This window comes from Pontibacter diazotrophicus (assembly GCF_003367245.1).
Taxonomy (GTDB): Bacteria; Bacteroidota; Bacteroidia; order Cytophagales; family Hymenobacteraceae; genus Pontibacter; species Pontibacter diazotrophicus.
Genome location: NZ_QRGR01000005.1, coordinates 98,680 through 118,162 on the forward strand (window position 1 = coordinate 98,680; position 19,483 = coordinate 118,162).

The 19,483-nt window shown below is 45.1% G+C and carries 9 protein-coding genes; all 9 read left to right on the top strand.

Features of this window, described 5'->3' with window-relative positions:
* Positions 1-774: 774 nt before the first annotated feature.
* On the top strand, positions 775-2,706 hold the full coding sequence (locus DXT99_RS05610; RefSeq protein WP_115564557.1) for a polysaccharide biosynthesis protein: 1,932 nt from the start codon (positions 775-777) through the stop codon (positions 2,704-2,706).
* Between the two features lie 336 nt (positions 2,707-3,042).
* Positions 3,043-4,221, top strand: a complete 1,179-nt coding sequence (locus tag DXT99_RS05615) for a Pycsar system effector family protein (RefSeq protein ID WP_147294173.1) — start codon at positions 3,043-3,045, stop codon at positions 4,219-4,221.
* Positions 4,222-4,291: 70 nt separating this feature from the next.
* Positions 4,292-4,591: a sensor histidine kinase gene (locus DXT99_RS05620; RefSeq protein ID WP_115564559.1), complete on the top strand. Its 300-nt coding sequence runs from the start codon at positions 4,292-4,294 to the stop codon at positions 4,589-4,591.
* A 238-nt stretch (positions 4,592-4,829) separates the two neighbouring features.
* Entirely contained in the window at positions 4,830-8,969 is a 4,140-nt protein-coding gene (locus DXT99_RS05625; RefSeq protein WP_246000463.1) for a hybrid sensor histidine kinase/response regulator transcription factor, read from the top strand.
* 298 nt (positions 8,970-9,267) lie between these two features.
* Positions 9,268-11,109 carry a family 16 glycoside hydrolase gene (locus DXT99_RS05630; RefSeq protein WP_115564561.1) on the top strand — a complete coding sequence of 614 codons (1,842 nt, stop codon included), beginning with the start codon at positions 9,268-9,270 and terminating at the stop codon, positions 11,107-11,109.
* Positions 11,110-11,127: 18 nt separating this feature from the next.
* Positions 11,128-13,101, top strand: a complete 1,974-nt coding sequence (locus DXT99_RS05635; protein WP_115564562.1) for a c-type cytochrome — start codon at positions 11,128-11,130, stop codon at positions 13,099-13,101.
* Between the two features lie 109 nt (positions 13,102-13,210).
* Positions 13,211-13,975, top strand: coding sequence for a 3-keto-disaccharide hydrolase (locus DXT99_RS05640; protein WP_115564563.1), 765 nt, complete (start codon positions 13,211-13,213; stop codon positions 13,973-13,975).
* Between the two features lie 100 nt (positions 13,976-14,075).
* On the top strand, positions 14,076-14,738 hold the full coding sequence (locus DXT99_RS05645) for a GDSL-type esterase/lipase family protein (RefSeq protein ID WP_115564564.1): 663 nt from the start codon (positions 14,076-14,078) through the stop codon (positions 14,736-14,738).
* 1,528 nt (positions 14,739-16,266) lie between these two features.
* Positions 16,267-19,473 (top strand): SusC/RagA family TonB-linked outer membrane protein, encoded by a 3,207-nt coding sequence (locus tag DXT99_RS05650; protein ID WP_246000464.1) that lies wholly within the window; start codon positions 16,267-16,269, stop codon positions 19,471-19,473.
* Positions 19,474-19,483: the final 10 nt, after the last annotated feature.

Here is a 19,483-nt window from a genome sequence, read left to right on the forward strand (position 1 = left end):
CGTGTAGCGATAAAGTGTTGGTGCTGCCCGGCTTTTTATGGGGATTAGTAAAATTTACTTTAGATTTCTTGTAGCAACGCCAGACTTATAATATAAATAAGGTTTGTGTATAAACTATTTTGTTGTGCAGTTGGATATTTTCGTGTGTTTGATTTTAGTGTATTTAAACCCTCAGCGGCAAAAAAAACATAAAGTTAAAATATAGCAAAGTTACAGCCGTCTGTTTTACATCTAGCAGCTACCCCCGACGCGGCAAAAGCTTTCTGTAAATAGCCTTTATTTAGCTTATGTTAGTAGGCTGCCTCTTAATGTGTTTAGGAATCTGTGCCATTGATAGAGCTCTTCAACCCACAAAGTTGTGTTTAATGTAAAATAATCTCTCTTTTAATCCTGAAAAACTGAAACCTTTCTTGCCTTCCTGCTTTAGATGAATCTTTGAATCTGCGCATTCAACATATCGCGACTTTACACCTCATATTAATGCATCCTTTTGTTATGCATAGATAACAAAAACATCCCTGTATTATGATTAAATCAATATTTTTTAAAATCAGTATAACCATTTGTTTTCCTCGCCGTTCTAACTACCACAGCTTTAAAAGCTAAAAAAATTGATATTTATAAATTTATATAAAGTCATCCCACTTTATTATAAAAGTGTTTTAAATTGTACATATAGCAGTTTTATTTTTACTAAAGTACTGAAATTTAGTAAATCTTATATGATGGTTTTATGCTCGCAAAAAGTAGTATAAAATGAGATGAGTTGGTGTTATGAAGATATTACTTAACAAGTTCCTCCCTAAGTGGATGGTTTTAATAATTGACCAGCTGATAATGAGCTGGTCTTTTGCCTTGTCTTTTTTTGTAGTCAGGCAATTTGAATTTGCAGAGATACTGAGAGGCCATTTTTTAATTTACATAGGGCTGTTCTGTATTGTTTCTCTGATTACTTTCTATAGCATGCGTGTGCACACCGGGCTTATCAGGTATTCGAGCATTCATGATATCTATCGTATTTTCTCTGCTGTTCTAATCTGTAGCGTTGCCTATGCCGCCTTTGTGGCGCTTTGGCTTGCACCGGTTCATAATATTGACTCCGTTAATATCTACCTGGTCCTGCTATTAAACTTCTTTATCGCATCAACCCTGCTTATAATGGTGAGGTTGGGAGCGAAGGCGTTGTTTCTATACATCAGAAGTGGTACAGCCGGAAGTAAAGAGAGAGTTCTTATTTATGGAGCAGACGGCTACTCTATCTTATTAAAGCAGGCACTGGAGGCAAGTAATTCCGGCTACTTCTCTATTATTGGTTTCCTGGATGATGACCCGCACAAGATAGATAAAGACATACATCAGAAAAGGGTTTACCATGTAAACGACATAGAGAACCTGCAGCGTAAGTTTAATATAGATAAGCTATTTGTTTTTAATGAGGACCTGAAGTCGGAGTTTCGTAAAAAATCCATTGAAAAGTGTGTGGAGCTTGGTATAAAAGTACTTACTGTTCCACCTACAGAGCAGTGGATGTCCGGCAATCTGAGCATGAAGCAAATTAAAAATCTTAAAATTGAGGATCTGCTGCAGCGCCCACCAATTGTTATAGAGAATAAGCAGGTAGCAAGCGATTTGGCAGGCAAGCGGGTGCTCATTACAGGAGGTGCCGGTTCTATTGGCTCTGAAATTGTGCGGCAGGTGCTTAGTTACAATCCTGAGTTGGTGGTAATATGCGACCAGGCAGAGTCCCCGCTGCACGAGTTGCAACTGGAAATTAAAGAGTTGTTCCCTGATGCAAATGTGGCCGTTTGTATTTGCGATGTAACGAACTTTAACCGCATGTACTCACTTTTCAAAGACTTTACTCCTGAAGTGGTGTACCATGCAGCAGCTTACAAGCATGTGCCAATGATGGAAAGTAACCCTTGTGAGGCGATTCTGACAAACGTGTTGGGAACAAAGAACCTGGCTGATTTATCGCTTACCTTTGATGTAGAGAAGTTCGTAATGATTTCTACAGATAAAGCGGTAAACCCTACCAATATCATGGGTACTTCCAAGCGAATCGCCGAAATCTATATACAGTCGCTGAATAACATTAGCGGCAAAAAAATCAACGGTAACAACCCAGCAGGCGTAGCGGAGCCACAGACCAAATTTATAACAACCCGCTTTGGTAATGTGCTTGGCTCAAATGGTTCTGTTATTCCGCGTTTTCGTTCTCAAATTGAAAAGGGAGGACCGGTTACAGTTACACACCCAGAAATTACACGTTATTTCATGACCATACCGGAGGCGGTACAGCTGGTGCTGGAGGCAGGAACAATGGGCAAGGGAGGTGAGATATTTATCTTTGATATGGGTGAACCCGTTAAGATTGTAGATTTGGCCACTAAGATGATTAAGCTGGCAGGCTTGGTGCCGAACGTAGATATCAATGTGGTTTTCACAGGTCTCCGACCTGGAGAGAAGCTGTATGAAGAACTGCTGAATGAAAAAGAACTGACAATCCCGACGCATCATTCAAAGATTAAAATATCGAAGGTCAGAAATTATGATTATGAAGATGTCGTCAACGATATTGAGGAGCTGTTGAAGTTGAACAAGAATAAAGAAGAGTTGAGAGTTGTGAAGAAGATGAAACAAATAGTTCCAGAATACATCAGCAACAACTCCCGGTTTGAGCAGTTGGATATGCATATGAATTAAAGATTTTTACACCTCAATCACACATTTAAAGCATAAGAATAGCTATACAGGCTGTTCTTATGCTTTTTTTATGACCCATTCATTTTTGTGTCACTTCTATTATCATATCTGATTGAGAATGAAATAATTTTATATTATATTTAATTCATACAGTTTTGCCTGCGTATACTATGAACAAATCTAAAACCTCATATGACATGAGTAATAGATTGACTTAAGCTCTGACAAGGCTCAGATGGAGTGTGTTAGCAGCGCTGTTACGCAGAGAATAGTTGCCTGCAGGTTCTGAAATTAAATTTATAGCATCATCGGGAGGTTAAATGTAAAGGGATGGAAATGGTTGATAATAAAATCCTGGAAAGAACTTACTCTTATGTAGAGCATCAGTTACTTGCAGCTGGTGAGAAGACTGGTTTTGATTTAAGACACACGAAAGAGCTGGTTGCCGTGGCGGAAGAGGTAGGCAGGTCCTGTGCGCTGCAGGAAGAGGAAATGGAAATACTGCTTTTGGCAGCCTGGCTTCATGATGTCAGTTATGCTAAACCAGGAGAGCCTACGGACGGTGCTGCCTTTTTACCCATAACAGAATATCTGGAAAATAGTGGGCTGTCTCATGCCGAAGTTCAGAAAGTAAAGCAGTGTATAGCCGCCACCCATTACCCGCAGTACCCGCAGGATGCGCTGGAAGAGGCGCTTTGCGATGCCGTGTCAAGCTTCCTGGCCGCACCCGATTACCTGGCGCAGGAGGAGAAACAGGCAAAAGCCAAATCGCGGAAGAAACGGGACTTGTATGAATGGATGAACAACCAGATCTCGCTGTTTAAGAAACATGCCTTTTTTACAAGGCACGCCATAAGCGCCTTTTCTGATGGCAAAGAGAAGAACCTCAAGCTACTCAAGAAAAAGCTAAAGGAACTAAGCAAAGATAACGCTGAACTGGAAGCGGTTTGGGAGGAAAATAAAAAACTGAAGAAAAACCTGGTAAAAGAGAAAGAACAGAAGGTAAGCAAAGGGATAGAGACGATGTTCAGAACCACCATGGCCAGTCACCTGCAATTAAGTGTAATGGCCGATGGCAAAGCGAACCTGATGATATCTATCAATGCTATTGTTGCCTCCATTCTGATTTCCACTTTCGTCAGGAAATTTGAAGAAGTCCCCCACCTGATGATTCCGTCCATCATGCTTACCCTGGTTTGTCTATTAACCATCATTTTTGCTGTACTGTCCACCCGCCCGAACATCAAGAAAACAACTGTGCCGGAAGACAGGAGAGACCTGCTCTTCTTCGGCGATTTCGTGCAGCTAAGTTCAGAAACGTATAAGAACGGTATCCGGAACATCATGCGGGACCATGACAAACTGTACAATAGCATGATTGATAATATCTATCTGCAGGGAAAGGTATTAGCCAGAAAATACCGTCTGCTGAAAATCGCTTACACCATTTTTATGGTCGGTTTTGCCGTGGTTTTAGCAAGCTATGCTGTCGCCTGGTTTTTATTTGGGCAATAGGCCGCGTTCAGGAAAAGCAGCGCTACCGGCTAGTAGGCATCAGCAATTGCCTACCTGACTCCCTACCAATATGAAAACCTACAGTACAGCCAAGTTGTGGCTGCCTGAAAAATTTTCCAGTAAAACATTGCCATTCCAGGACAATGGTACCTGTATCTCTGAAGAGGTAAAAAGTAAAATCTTCCAGCCTTTTTTCACTACCAAGCCAAGCGGCCAGGGAACAGGCTTAGGCTTATCCTTAAGCTATGACATCATTACAAAAGGCCACAGTGGAGAAATAAAGGTATACTCACAAAAAGGGGGATATACTGAAACCATCATAACACTACCTGCAACTAATTCACAAAACCAAATGCACGAAGTTTTATGATAGTCAAATATGGAATTAATATCGTGGAAAATACCTTCTCTTAAAAGTTGAATCGCTGATTGGCTTCTGGTATAAATAAACATGACTGCTGTAGCTGAAAGCCATGTTTTCAGATCTGCGTTTTTGGTGATTGCAACTATAAATGAATAGTTTCTAAAGAATTTTGTCTAATTTAGAAACTGCGATAATCTTATTCTTTACTGCAATCATGCATTTCAACAGGTTATTAGTATTCATTTTGCTTCTAGTAGGGAATTTAAACACTGTACTTGCTGCTATACCAGAGCAATACAGGTTTTCTCTTTTAGATATCAACAACGGGTTATCAAATAACCAGATTAAGAGCTTTCTAAAAGATAGCAAAGGGTTTCTTTGGGTTGGTACCTCCTCCGGGCTGAACCGCTATGATGGCTATAAGTTTAAGGTATTTAAGTACAATTCCAACGATACCTCTTCCCTGGTGAATAACGACGTTTGGAAATTATTTGAAGGTCCGGAAGGTAAAATATGGATACAAACCAGCAATGGAGCCTGTATTTATGATCCCGCAACAGAAAAGTTCTCCAGGCAGCACAAAGACATACTGAAGAAATACGGTTTACCTGATGCCATTGTTGAAGATGTTGCGAAAGACGCAGCGGGCAATTACTGGTTTATCAGCACGGGCAAGGGAATTACCAGGTACAATCCTGCCGATGGAAGTTCTGTAAGGCTTACGCATGCCTTCAACAGCAAAAACACGCTCAGCACTAACGATGTGTCTGCCATCCGGCAGAACTCAAAAGGCGAATTGTGGGTCATTCACCGGAACGGTATTCTGGAGAAGCTTAACAGTGAAACACTGCAGGTAGTGGAGCGCAACGATGATATTTACAAAAGCTTTAACCAGGAGCAGCTAAATTACTCCTTAACCGTTGATAGTGACGATGACCTTTGGGTGCACCTTCAAAATGTACCGGGAGGGGTGTTCTTTTACGACAGTAAAAGTAAGTCACTCTCTCATTTCCATAAGAAAGCCACAAGGCTGCAGCTCAATAACAATGTGGTAAGAGGCGTAGTGGAAGGCGCCAAAGGGAAAATCTGGATTGGCACTGACCACGGCGGTATAAATGAAATAGATAAGAAAGATTTCTCTGTACACTATATCCGTTATAACCCTGAGGTGGAGAAAAGCCTTTCACACAACAGTATCAATACTCTTTATAAAGATGATGAAGGCATTGTCTGGATCGGAACATTTAAGAAGGGTATAAACTACTACCACCCGAACAATATCCGTTTCCCGCACATAAAGCACCAGTCCTCTGTCAGTACCAGCCTTCCGTATGATGATGTAAATGCTTTTGTTGAAGATGCAAAAGGAAACCTCTGGATTGGCACCAATGGCGAAGGTTTGTTATACTGGAATAGGGCCTCGGGAACGTACACCCGCTATCGGCACGATGTAAACAACCCGAACAGCCTGAGCAGCGATGTAGTCGTTAGCCTGCTGATAGACAAAACCAACACCTTATGGGTAGGAACCTACCTCGGCGGGTTAAATAAGTTCGATGGCACAGGCTTTACCCACTACAAAAATGACCCGCGAGACCCTCGCAGCCTGTCTGACGACAGCATCTGGGAGATGTATGAAGACTCGAAAGGAGACTTATGGCTCGCCACCCTTCGGGGTGGGCTGGAACTGTTTGATCGTCAGCAAAACGTATTCCGCCATTCCCGTTTAGGTGAGGGTGAGTTCCCGGTGCATTGCGACTACCTTTCCTCTATCGCGGAAGACAGCAAAGGCAATCTATGGGTTGGCGGTGGCTACGGGATAGATGTATTTAACCGGCAAACCGGCAAAAGCACCTACTTCTCACATGATCCGAAAGATCCCCATAGCCTTGTCAGTAACAACATCACCTACATCCTGAGAGACAGTGAGCAAAACATCTGGATAGGAACTTCGGAAGGCCTTGATCTTTACAATGAGAAGACGAATTCCTTCCGGCACTATACCGTAGCAGATGGACTGCCGAGCAATACCATTGTCGCCATAGTGGAAGATGGTGTTAAAAATTTGTGGCTATCAACGCCTAATGGTATATCGAACATGCTGCTGGATAGGGGAGAGGGAATGGCGGCTACCTTCAGGAACTTTGATGAACTGGATGGCCTGCAGAGCAAGGCTTTCAACGAAAACGCAGCTTACGTAACTAGCAAAGGCGAAGTTATATTTGGCGGACCAAATGGCCTGAATATCTTCCTGCCGGAGAGTATAGGAGAAAACAGCTTATCACCCCGCATTGTATTCACCGATTTTCAGCTGTTTAACAAGAGCGTGGAAGCCGGTAAGGTGGTGAATGGCCGTGTGCTGCTGTCCAAAGCAATTTCTGAGACACAGGCTGTTTCCTTAAAGCACGACGAGAACGTTTTCTCCGTAGAGCTTGCTGCGCTCAACTTCTTCCATCCTGAAAAGACAAAGTACCGCTATATGCTGGAGGGCTTCGACAAAGAATGGCATACGGCAAGCAATACCAACAGGAGAGTTACCTATACCAACCTCGACCCGGGAGAGTATAAACTGAAGGTGATGGCCTCCAACAACGATGGTATCTGGAACGAGGAAGGTGTCAGCATGCAAATTACGGTGCTTGCTCCCTTCTGGCTGGCAACGGAGGCATTTGTCCTGTATATTGTGCTGGCTATTGCCCTGTTAATTTTTGCCCGGAAGGTGCTGCTGCAAAGGGCAAGGGCAAACTTCCTGATAGAGCAGGAGAGAAGAGAGGCCCATCAGCTGCACGAGCTCGACCTCATGAAAATCAAGTTCCTGACAAACGTAAGCCACGAATTCAGGACACCGCTTACCCTTATTCTGGCTCCGATTGAGAGCCTGCTGAAAACTACGAAGAACCCGGACCAGTTGCAGCAGTTCGAGATGATAAACCGAAATGCCAAACGGCTGCTTAACCTCGTGAACCAACTGCTTGACTTCCGGAAGATCGAGGTAGAGGAAATCAGCCTTTACCCATCGGAAGGCAACGTGGTGAAGTTTGTGGAAGCAACGGTCAGTTCCTTCTCCGCTTTGTCGGAAAAGAAAAATATTACCTTAACCTTTAAGGCGAACGTACCGGAACTGCAGGCATCTTTTGATATGGACAAACTGGAGAAAATCCAGTTCAACCTGCTGTCTAACGCCTTCAAGTTCACGCCCGACTATGGCTTCATCAACGTAGAACTGAACTGCTACGACAACGATTCCTCTTCTGCGGGCATAAAGATTCTGGAGATGAAGGTGAGGGATAGTGGTATTGGAATCGCCAAGGAGAATCATAAGAAGGTGTTCGAAAGATTCTTCCAGGATGTAGTGCCGGGCAACATGGTGAACCAGGGTAGCGGTATCGGTTTAGCTATCACAAAAGAGTTCGTGAAGATACATGGGGGTATTATCATACTTGATAGTGCTCCGGGGCAGGGCAGTTGTTTTACTGTCACTATTCCTGTAAAGGAAATTATGCCGATGCCTGCACTGGAAACAGAAGAGTTGAAGGAAAAGGACGCAAATGCTCCGAAAGAAAGAGAAACAGTTACGCCGGAAAAGCTGCAGGTCTCCAGCTACCTCAACAATGCCCCGGTCGTGTTATTAGTAGAGGATAGCGAAGATTTCCGCTTTTACCTAAAAGACAACTTAAAGGAGCACTTTACTATTGTAGAGGCGAAAGACGGAAAAGAGGGTTGGCAGAAGGCGCTAGCGCATATGCCGGACCTGATCGTGAGTGATTTGATGATGCCGGAGGTAAACGGGATTGACTTCTGTAAAAAGATAAAAGCCGACTCCCGCACTTCACACATCCCGTTTGTGCTCCTGACAGCGCATGCCTCAGAAGACAAGAAGCTGGATGGCCTGAATATCGGAGCCAATGATTATGTTACCAAGCCCTTCAGCTTCGACCTGCTGCTATCGCGTATCAAAAACCTGATTACGCAGCGTGAATTGCTGCAGAAGGTGTTTGAAAAGAAAATCAGTGTACAGACAAGCGAAGAGAAAGTTGTTTCCCTGGACGATAAGCTGGTGCAGAATGCCATAAAAACGGTGGAAGAGAATCTCTCTAATGCTGATTTCTCAGTAGAGATGCTGAGTAAAGAACTGGGCGTGAGCAGGGTGCACCTGTATAAAAAGCTGTTGGCCATAACCGGGCAGTCGCCGGTAGAGTTTATTCGGAAAATAAGGCTGCAGCATGCGGCGCAGATCCTCGAAAAGAGCCAACTGACAGTGGCAGAAGTGGCCTATAAAGTAGGTTTCAATAACAGGAAGTACTTCACGAAGTATTTTAAAGATGAGTACAAAATCCTGCCGTCGCAGTATGCTGAAAGCAAGCAAAAGGAAACACAGGCATAAAATTGCTTCGTGCAGAGATATAAAAGCTGGGGGAAAACCTCAGCTTTTTTTGTGACTTTTCCTCTCATAGGAACAAAGGCAGAAAAGAAGACGATGCAGCCCTGCAAAACGAAAGCGGAAACAAAAGGAACCGTTTTATTCACAAAAAGGGGCTTCTGTGGCTGTTTCATTAACATGTTAACACGTTGTTCTCTTATCTGAAACATTTTATACCCCCTCTATCCAGCACGATTATGTAATTTCGAAGTTGTAATTACTTACTCACTCTTGAAGGATAAATTCAATATTCTAAAGTAAAATGTATAAACCCCCGATTATTTCTATTAAAAGGTTAGTTGCAGCCTGTGCCTTTATAGTCTATGCGGCCACAGCGCAGAAGGCAAGCAGCCAGCCCAACAGGCTTGAGTTACAGGACTTGTCGGCGTTCCAGAATCCGGGCAAGAGCTGGCAGGTTGTGGGAGACGTAACAGCTACTTTGGACAAGGAGAATAAGCTCAACACCAGCGGCGGCACTGGTGTGCTGGTGAACCTGCCGCGCAGGAAAGGCGCTGGCAAAGACGTGCTTACCACATTTGAGCACGGAGATGTGGATGTAGAGCTGGATTATATGATGGCCAAAGGCTCTAACTCCGGTATTTACCTTCAGGGGCGCTACGAGCTGCAGCTGGAAGACAGCTGGGGAAAAACGAGCCGCTCTGCCAGCAACAACGGCGGCATATACGAACGCTGGGACACAAGCCGGCCCAAAGGGCAGGAGGGCTACCAGGGCTACGCTCCCCGCCAGAATGCAGGGCGTGCGCCGGGCCTTTGGCAGCACCTGAAAATCTCTTTTCAGGCACCTCGGTTCGATGCGAATGGCAAGAAGATAGAGAACGCTAAAATGCTGCGCGTGGAGCTAAACGGTGTGCCTATACACGAGAACGTAGAGTTGTTCGGTCCTACCAGAGGTGCTATCAGTAACGAGGAGGCAGCCAATGGGCCGCTCCGCATCCAGGGTGATCATGGTGCTGTAGCTTTTAAAAACATGGTGGTCACGCATTTTGTGAAACCTCGCCTGGAGCTAACAGATTTAAAGTATACGATATACCCAGGCAGACATGAGAAGGAGCCGTTCTATAAAGATATCCCGCCGGAAGCTGAAGGACCTTCCGGCATTTTAACCTCTAATTTAAATACGGAGGCGAGGCAATTCCTGCTTCGCTATACGGGATCCCTCATCGTGAAAGAACCCGGGGAATATACATTCGACCTGACCACACCTGGAGGGGCAGGTGTGGTGAGAATTAACAATGAGGAGGTGGTGCCAATGAAGTACTGGAACGGTACCGGCTCTGTGAAACTGCCGGCGGGAAAGGTGCCTGTTGAAGTGGTATACTCCAAGTACATGGATTGGGCGCAGCCAGCGATGGCGCTGTACGTATCTGGCCCGGACCTGCGCAAGTACCTGATCAGCGATAAAGAAGTAGGACTGACAGATGTCGTGGACCCTATTCTGGTGGATCCACAGGAGAAGCCTATCCTCCGCAGCTTCATTGACATACCGGGGGGGCATCGTGTAACACATGCCGTATCAGTGGGCAGTCCGGAGGAATTACATTATACCTACGACATGGACCACGGTTCGCTCGTGCAGCTGTGGCGCGGCGGCTTCCTAGACGCAACCCCGATGTGGCATGACCGTGGTGACGGCTCCTCACGGGCAATCGGTTCTATTCAGCATTTGGGGAAACCAACACTCTCCATTGCCAGACTTGCCTCAGAGCAGGCTGCATGGGCAACAGACACGACTGGCAGTGCTTACCGCCAACGTGGCTACAGGTTAAATGAGAAAGAAGAGCCTACATTTATGTACAGTGTGTATGGCGCGAACGTGCAGGATGCAATCAGTTTGCTGCAGAATGGGCAGGGGATACAACGCCATATAAGCCTCCAGAACACGACAAATAATTTATATGTGCGCCTGGTGGAAGGAGAGAAAATTGAAGAGATGGCAAAAGGCATGTATCTCGTGGACGGCAAGTCCTATTATGTGCGCCTGGACGATGCCGATGGGGCAAAGCCAGTGGTGCGGAATATGGCAGGTCGGCAGGAACTGATCATTCCTGTGCGCGAGAAACTGACTTATTCCATTCTTTTCTAGTTTAACGAAGTACGAAGCATGAAGAACAGACATAAAAATATACTGCGAAGTATGCTGCTGGCAACAGGCCTGCTAGCTAGCCTTGGCACACAGGTGCAGGCGCAGGAGTCGCCGATGGAGGAGGATTTTTTCAAAATCATGAGGATAAGCTCTCCAGAGGGTACGTTACTGGAAGTGGGTGGCCTGACGGTGCTTCCAAATGGAAAACTGGGTGTTTCTACCCGCAGGGGCGATATCTTTATAGTGGAGAACCCTACCTCCGCGCAGCCATTTTTCCGCAGGTTTGCCTCGGGCTTGCACGAGGTGCTTGGCTTGGCATACAGGGACGGGGCACTTTATGCAGCCCAGCGCGGGGAACTGACGAAAATGACGGACACGAACAATGATGGCAAGGCAGATTTATTTGAGACAGTGTATGCCTGGCCTTTGTCCGGGAACTACCATGAGTACAGCTTCGGTCCGAAAATAGCTCCGGACGGCTCATTCTTTGTTTCGGCTAACCTGGGCTTTCCCAATCCCTGGTGGCACGCCAAAAGCCTTGTGCCGATGCGCGGCTGGATGATGCGCATCACCGAAGATGGCAAGATGGAGCCATGGGCCACAGGGCTTCGCTCACCCGCAGGACTGGGTATGATAGACGGAGAGATGTTTTACGCCGAAAACCAGGGCGACTGGGTAGGTTCGGGCGGTATCTGGCACGTGAAGAAAGGCGCTTTCACCGTGCATCCGGGCGGGCTGCGCTGGGCAGACAGACCCGACTCACCTGTAAAGCTGAAGCAGGAGCAAATCTTCTCAAAGATAAAGCCACGCGAAGAGTTTGACGACAGTGGAGAGCCCGTAAAGCCGGAGAACATGCAGAACGAAGATTTCGTGACGATGTATGACATGAAGGAGGAGATCCCAGGGCTGCAGACACCTGCGGTCTGGTTGCCGCATGGTATACTCGGTATCTCTAACTCAGAAATAGTAAAGATACCCGAAGAGAACTTTGGCCCCTTTGGAGGGCAACTGCTGGTTGGCGACCAGGGGCAAAGCAAAATTATGCGTGTAGTGATGGAAGAGGTGAACGGCGAGTACCAGGGGATTGCCTTCGATTTCCGTGGCGGTTTCCAGTCAGGTGTGCTGCGTATGGCCTGGGCTCCGGACGGTTCTCTTTTTGTTGGGGAGACAAGCCGTGGCTGGGGTGCAGCTGGCGATGCCAATCAAGGGCTGCAGCGCCTGGTATGGAACAATAAACTCCCCTTTGAGATGCGCACGGTAAAGGCGATGCCGGACGGTTTTGAAATAGAGTTTACCAAACCCGTGGATAGGAAGTCGGCAGAGGATCTTGCCTCATATGGGGTAGATAGTTACATCTATAAATATCACGCAGTGTATGGCAGCCCGCCTGTGAACATGGCAACACTTCCTGTGAAGGGGGTTAAAGTGTCAGAAGACGGCATGAAGGCACGCTTAATTGTAGATAATCTGCGCAAGGGCTACATCCATCATATCAAGCTGGATGGTGTGCGTGCGAAAGATAATTACTACTCATTAGTACACCCCACTGGCTACTACACGCTGAATAATATCCCGGAAGGGCAGAAACTGAGCATGAGCGAGGTAAGCACCATAAATTCAGCAGTAGCCACGCAGCAGAAAGCCAACACGGTAAAGTCAGCGCAAAAGAATACAGCCAGTGCCGCTGCCAAAGGGGCGAAGTCAGCCAGCCCGGCACAGGCAAAAGCCGTGGCACTAGATTATGACAAGGACATCAAGCCGCTCCTGGCTAAGAATACCTGCCTGGCTTGCCATAACACAGACAAGAAACAGGTAGGGCCGGCATTCAGGGAAGTAGCCAAGCGGAAATATGCTGATAAGCAGATCGTACAGCTAATTCATGAGCCCAAGCCTGAGAACTGGCCAAGCTATGCCACACCAATGCCACCGATGCCGCAGGTACCGGAGGCGGAAGCACTCAAAATTGCTTCGTGGATCAATTCTCTGAAATAATTTGTAGATTGTAAGCCAAAGCATATTACAAGCAAAGCTCCTGCCCTAAACTTGCTAAGTGCAGGGAAGGACAGCATGACAAACAGAAATCAAAAGAACTCTTACACACATGAAATCTAACCTTTCAAAAAGAGCTGCTTTCGCCGCTATAGCCCTTGGCTTGCTGGCCTATACCAACACACAGGCACAGGAAACACCGAAGCCCCCGAAAATGGTACCGGAGATGACCGAGTTCTGGGAACCCGCAGTGCGCGTAGTCACCCCTGCGGCCAACAACGCTGCCCCCTCTGATGCAATTGTGCTGTTTGATGGAAAAGACCTTTCCCAATGGAAGGCCAAGGACGGAAGTGGTGAGGCCAAATGGCAGGTAAAGAACAACGTGTTCACAGTTGGCAAAGGCGATATCTCTACTAATAAGGAGTTTGAAGATTTTCAGCTGCACATAGAATGGAGTGCGCCGGATGAAGTGAAAGGTGAAAGCCAGGGCCGTGGCAACAGCGGCATTTTCCTGCAGGACCGTTATGAGGTGCAGGTACTCGACAACTACAACAACCGAACTTACTCCAATGGCCAGGCAGGCAGCATATACAAGCAGCACCGCCCGCTGGTAAATGCCATGCGCCAACCTTCGGAGTGGAACGTTTATGACATCATCTATACCGCCCCGCGTTTCAAAGAAGATGGTTCTATGTTTACACCTGCCCGCGTAACGGTGCTACACAATGGTGTATTGGTACAAAATAATACGGAAGTGAAGGGGCCAACAGAATATATTGGCCTGCCTGAGTACAAAGCCCATGGCAAAGCGCCTATCAGCCTGCAGGACCATGGTAACCCTGTGCAGTACCGTAACGTCTGGATTAGGGAGTTATAATAAGATGTAGGTATAAACAGAGCACCCGCTTTAAGAATGTGCTCTGTTTATACTTTTACACCTAATCACCTGACTTTATCATAGCATTTAATTTAACAGGATGAAAAAACAGATTGCTTTCTTGCTTTTTGCTATTGCCTTCCTATTCTTTCATAGTTTTGGTGCACAGGCACAATCAAAAATTAAAGTGGCCTGTGTAGGTAACAGTATAACAGAGGGTGCAGGGTTAAAGCAAACATATCCTGACGTGCTGCAGATACTTCTTGGGGAGCAGTTTGAAGTAAAGAACTATGGCATTGGTGGGCGCACGCTTCTTAAAAAAGGTAATTTACCATATTGGAATGAGGAAAAGTACACAGATGTACTCGGCTGGAACCCTGATGTTGTGATCATTAAACTTGGCACCAACGATACGAAGCCACAAAACTGGCAGCACAAAAAAGATTTTGTCAAAGATTATAAAGCCTTGGTGAAGTCTTTCCAACAGCTGCCTTCCAATCCGCAGGTTTATCTGGTATATCCTGTTCCCGTTTTCGAGGATAAGTGGGGCATAACTGAAAATGTGGTAAAGAACGAGGTGATACCTGCCATAGAGAAAATTGCCCGACAAACCAAAGCAAAAACAATAGACCTGTATACGCCTTTCCTGGGCAAAGCCGCCCTGACCTACGACGGTGTTCACCCAAATGATGCCGGAGCCGCACTTATAGCCAATGAAGTGTATGAAGCCGTTAAACCCGTAAAAGCCGTATCTGCTAAATAGCAAGAAAGCAATTCCTGCAGAAGAAGGTGGTCTTGTGCTTCCTAGTGAAGCTTTCGCTGGGATGAAAGCGTGTGCCTTGTTTAGCAGCGCTCTGCTGCACATTATGAGCCGCCAGGCCATGTGCTATGCATGCATCATAAGAAGCCGTATCCTGAAAATACGCTTTACACAACTTACAAAGTGTGTAATCTCCGGACAGAGTAAACATAGGTAATACCAATAAAGCTTTCAAATCAGGCGTTCCTGCGCACGATGTAGTGACATTATGTCACTTTGTTTAACGTTCCATTCGGATGAGGCAAATAAATATATCAGGAGTACTACATTTTTTTCAGAACAACAACCATTAAGAAGTCAATTCGTTCTTAATGGTTGTTTGCATATGATAATATAGTTCATACTTGGTGTAAATGTTATGTACCAAATAAATTAAAAGAAAGTTTTGTTTGGCAACATGTATAGCTTCCTTATTTATTTGATTTCTTGAACGATGCTATACCTGATGTTTATAGACGCAAAACCTGTTCTCTATACTGTACCGGTTCTGTGAAAGGAGAATAAGAGTTGTGCTGGTGTTTCCTTGAGCATAAAGTAAGTTGAAGAAAGTAATGCAAACAAAGCGTTTCTAAAACTAGTAATGTTTCACTTAAGAAATTTCACCTTTTTATTGACAAATCTAAATTATCATACGCAGGCAATCAGAAGCGATAAGTATCAAAAGTGTCAAAAGCACTCTTTAGGCCTATTTTAATCTAAGTTTGCAATGTTAACAGGTGAGGTATACATTAGAAACATTTTATACCCCTGTAAGAATGAATATATCCGTACTTTAGTAGCGTGAAAAGTGAAGAGTCACCTGCCACAATTGAGTATTGGCTCACTAAATGTTGCATCAGGTAAAAGAAACTTTTCTTTTTGTAAAACGATATATGTAGCTTCGTGTGCTGCTATCTTCACCTATAGAATCTTATTATAGTTATTTAAACCAGCTGCTTTATCTGACAAAAAGTTTTTAATGTGTTACAAAAGTAGGTATGCGAATGCAAGACATAGGTTATGCAACCGATTTCAATAACTAATTGCATCGATGCATTTAATTGTTTAATGTTAAGTTTGATATTAGGTTTGTTAAGATAGTATCATATATAAGGTTGTAAAACGCATAGATTTGCTATACCTGGTATAGGTAACAAGCCATTGTTTATTAAAGTACTTATTTAAACATTGATTAGGAGTCTATAGTATTTAAAGATACTAGGGTAAAATAAAATTTTATGTGGAATTTAAACAGTAAGGTTCATGTTCAGCGAAAGCAACATCTGTGTGACCTTTGTTTATTTGGGTTTAGCTTCTCTTCTTGATAAAGACTTGTTTAAGTACCTTATTTCTGTGTCTTTAAATGATTGACTAATCACTTATATATCAAAAGCAAGTAACCAGTTAATGAATAATGAAGGAAGCTTTAATGAGGACAAAATTCAAAAAATATTTTAATCAGTAATTATCTACACAAATTCTATAACCAATTATGATGAAATACATTTACTTCTACAGGGGTTTTAATCACCCTGCTAGTGACTCGCTAAAAGCATGGAGGCTGGCCCCGTTCATGCTGGCTTTCCTTCTGCTGCAAAGCGTTTTTAGCTTTGCACAGACAACTCAGCCAGTAAGTGGTAGAGTTGTGTCATCGGAAGACAACTCACCGTTGCCAGGCGTAAGTATTGGCGTAAGAGGAACATCTGCCGGTGCTATTACAGACGCAGAAGGTCAGTTCCAGCTTCAGGCTGCCGACGACGCTGTTCTGATGGTGTCTTACATTGGCTTTGCCGCGCAGGAGGTTCCTGTGGATGGCCGCTCAAACATCACCATCACGATGAGCCCTGACGAGCGGCTGCTCCAGGAGGTCGTGGTTACAGGTTATGGAGAGATCAGAAAAAATGATATGACCGGTGCTCAGACAACAATCGGGGCAGAGGCCATCGAAAGAACAGTGAACACAACTATTGAGCAGGCCATTCAAGGTCGTGCTGCCGGTGTTTACGTTACCCAGAACACAGGTGCGCCAGGTGGCGGTATTTCTGTAAATATCAGGGGGGTAAACTCTATCAATGGAAGTAACGAGCCACTTTATGTAATAGATGGTGTGCAGATTCAGGGAGCTGCATCTGCTGCGGGAACAAACCCATTATCGAGCCTGAACCCAGCTGATATTGAAAGCATGGAGATCCTGCAGGGACCTTCTGCTACAGCCGTTTATGGGTCAAGAGGAACGAATGGTGTCGTACTTATCACGACAAAACGCGGTAAAGCTGGTGAAATACGCGTAAATTACGCTTACCTGTATAGTTTACAGACAGCTCCTGAGCAGCTGCAAGTGATGAACCTGCGCCAGTATGCCCAAATGGATAATGAGTACAGGGAGATTGCAGGCGGAGAAGTTCGTGAAGACTTCCTGGATCCCGCTCTATTAGGCGAAGGAACTAACTGGCAGGAAGAGCTATTCAGGACTGCACCAATGCAAAAGCACCAGCTAAGTGTGAGCGGTGGTAGCGAGAAAACTACGTATTACCTGTCTGGTGAGTACTTAGACCAGGAAGGTATTGCAATCGGATCTGGTTTTGATCGAGCCTCCATACGTTTGAACTTAGATAATAAAGCAAAAGAATGGTTGACAATCAACGGTAATTTCAACTTTGCTCAAACAAACGAGCAATTATCTACAACACAGGGGAATATCATATCAAGAGCAATTCAGTTGCCTCCTCATATCCCGGTAAGAAACATTGACGGTACATACGGTGGAGGTACTGTAACAGCTGGTAATACGTCAGAGCAGTTTACGCCACCTAACCCTATCGGACTTGCCAATATCACGACGAATGAGTTAACCAGAAGACAATTTTTGGGAGGTTTAACTTTTGCTGTCAACATCATTGAAGGATTAGACTTTCGTACTTCAGTGAATGGTAACTTTGATTTCTCAAACTCTAATTACTTCCTCCCAACCTACCGTTTTGGATATCAGCAGAACCCGGAGGCAGTTTTAAGAAACAATAACGGGTTGAATACCAACTGGAACTGGAACCAAATGCTGCAATACAACAAGCAGTTTGGCAAGCATAGTGTGAATGTCATGGCAACGCATGAGTCTCAGGAGTCTACCTGGAGAAACTTATCCGGTGAGAGACGTGGTTTCCAGACGAACGATGTGATCGACCTGAACGCGGGTGATATCCTGACAAGTGTTGCCGGTGGTGGACACGGCGAGTGGGCAATGGAGTCTTACCTGGGAAGGGTTAACTATAACTTTGACGACCGTTACATCATTCAGGCTGCCTTCCGTGCCGATGGTTCTATCAACTTCGGACCAGAAAACAGATGGGGCTATTTCCCATCCGTGTCAGCTGCCTGGAGAGTTTCTGAAGAAGACTTCTTCAACGTTGGTTTCGTGAGTGACCTGAGACTACGTTACGAAATTGGTCTTACCGGTAATCAGGGTGGTAGTGGCGCAATTTTCGGCACACTGTCTTCTGGTCCGACACCATGGGGAACAGGTTTCATACCAAACAGGTATCCTAACCCGAACTTTCAGTGGGAAGAGACAAAGACAAACAACTTTGGTATAAACTTGGGCTTGTTTGAAAACAGAGTACAGTTAGAAGCTGATTATTACATCAAAGATACAGATAACCTGATTCTCGTAGCCACACTGCCTTGGTACATGGGTACAAGCGGTGTTGGTGCTATCGCAGCCCCTACTGTGAACATCGGTTCCCTGCAGAATAAGGGATGGAGTTTTACCCTGAATACTGTTAACATCGACAACACAAACTTCAGATGGGAGTCAAATTTCAACCTGTCTCACTTTGTAACGGAACTGACAGCTCTTTCTACTGAAAGCAGCATCCTGAACCGTACAACAAGAGAGTGGAACACCTGGACACAGCGTTCAGTTGTAGGACAGGCTCCATGGTTGTTCTATGGTTATATCGAAGAAGGATTGTTCCAGGATTTAGAGGACCTGCAGAACAGCCCGCGCCCGGCTGATAACAACGGCGAGCCTTTGCCAATTGGTGAAAACAGCATCTGGGTTGGTGATGTGAAGTACCGTGATGTAAACGGCGATGGCATTATCACGGGTGAAGACCAGACCTTCATTGGTAATCCTTGGCCAAAGTACTATGCCGGTTTCACGAACACCTTTACCTATAAAGGCTTTGATCTGAGCATTCTGATTACAAGCACACTTGGTAACGATATCTTTAACTATCTCAAAAGAGAAAACACAAACCCGAACAACATGAACCTTGGCCGCAATCTCTTTATAGATGCGTTTGACTATGCCAGAGTAGCGTTGGACGAGGAGGGTAATCCTTATCTGGAGAATCCGGAAACTAACGTGGCCAGAATGTCTGGCGGTAACAACAGAAACGGCAACTTCGAAAGACATACAGACAAATTTGTAGAAGACGGATCGTTTGTTAGGCTTAAAAACGTAACCTTGGGCTATAACCTGCCAACTTCATTGATTCAGAGACAGAATTTCATCAAGTCGGCCAGAGTAGGTTTCAGTGCTCAGAACGTGTTCACTATTACTAACTACACTGGATATGATCCTGAAGTTGGTTCACACGTGGGTGGTCTTGAAAACGCCAATTCTGCTGCCATAGGAGTAGATTATGGCCGCTATCCGTTAACACCGATTTACTCTGTTAACATGAGTATTGACTTTTAATTTAACACAA

Excerpts from the sequence above, each read along its gene's own strand:
- DXT99_RS05610 (WP_115564557.1), top strand. The coding sequence starts at position 775 with ATGAAGATATTACTTAACAAGTTCCTCCCTAAGTGGATGGTTTTAATA.
- DXT99_RS05615 (WP_147294173.1), top strand. The coding sequence starts at position 3,043 with ATGGTTGATAATAAAATCCTGGAAAGAACTTACTCTTATGTAGAGCAT.
- DXT99_RS05620 (WP_115564559.1), top strand. The coding sequence starts at position 4,292 with ATGAAAACCTACAGTACAGCCAAGTTGTGGCTGCCTGAAAAATTTTCC.
- DXT99_RS05630 (WP_115564561.1), top strand. The coding sequence starts at position 9,268 with ATGTATAAACCCCCGATTATTTCTATTAAAAGGTTAGTTGCAGCCTGT.
- DXT99_RS05635 (WP_115564562.1), top strand. The coding sequence starts at position 11,128 with ATGAAGAACAGACATAAAAATATACTGCGAAGTATGCTGCTGGCAACA.
- DXT99_RS05640 (WP_115564563.1), top strand. The coding sequence starts at position 13,211 with ATGAAATCTAACCTTTCAAAAAGAGCTGCTTTCGCCGCTATAGCCCTT.
- DXT99_RS05645 (WP_115564564.1), top strand. The coding sequence starts at position 14,076 with ATGAAAAAACAGATTGCTTTCTTGCTTTTTGCTATTGCCTTCCTATTC.
- DXT99_RS05650 (WP_246000464.1), top strand. The coding sequence starts at position 16,267 with ATGATGAAATACATTTACTTCTACAGGGGTTTTAATCACCCTGCTAGT.